Source organism: Cellulomonas endophytica (assembly GCF_004123805.1).
GTDB lineage: Bacteria > Actinomycetota > Actinomycetes > Actinomycetales > Cellulomonadaceae > Cellulomonas > Cellulomonas endophytica.
This window is the reverse complement of record NZ_RWJX01000174.1, coordinates 1-703: the sequence shown is the minus strand read 5'-3', so window position 1 is coordinate 703 and position 703 is coordinate 1. Positions and strand designations below refer to the sequence as shown.

At 71.7% G+C, this 703-nt stretch carries 1 protein-coding gene; it reads right to left on the bottom strand.

What is annotated here, in order from left to right:
• A partial coding sequence (locus tag EJA20_RS18515) for a YbdK family carboxylate-amine ligase (protein ID WP_129339955.1) occupies positions 1 to 703 on the bottom strand: 703 nt, incomplete at both ends.

Here is a 703-nt window from a genome sequence, read left to right as displayed (position 1 = left end):
GGCTCCAGCACGCGCAGCCACCGGGACACGGAGTCCGTGACGAGCTCCTCCGCGCCCCCGGCGTCCGTGATGAGGATGGCGTCCATCCCGTAGCGCGCCGCGCGCCACTTGTTCTCCTGCGCGAACCAGGGCGGCAGGGTCGGCAGGGTCTCGCCCGCGTCCAGCCGCTGGGAGAAGTGCTCGACGAGGCAGTGCGTCAGCGCGGAGATCGCCCCGACCTCGAGGAGGTTTGAGGCGCCGTCGGCGATGCGCATCTCGAGCGTGCCGAAGCGCGGGGCGGGGCGCACGTCCCAGCGCACCTCGTCGAACCCCTCGATGACGCCCGTGTGGAGCATGTCCCCGACGTACTGCTCGAGCTGCTCCCACCGGTCGAAGGGGAAGGGCAGGCCCGCGGTGGGCAGCTGCTGGAACAGCAGGGCGCGGTTGGACGCGTACCCCGTGTCGGACCCGTCCCAGAAGGGCGACGAGGACGACAGCGACTGGACGAGGCCGAACACCGTGAGCATGGCGCGCTGGAGGGGCAGGACCTTCGCGCGGTCCTCGACCCCGACGTGCACGTGCACGCCGTAGATGAGCATCTGCCGGCCCCACCACTGCGTGCGGTCGATGAGGGTGGCGTAGCGCTGCTTGTCCGTGACGCGCTGCTGGTCCCACCGCGCGAAGGGGTGCGTCCCGGCGCCCATGAGCTCGATGCGCAGGGGGG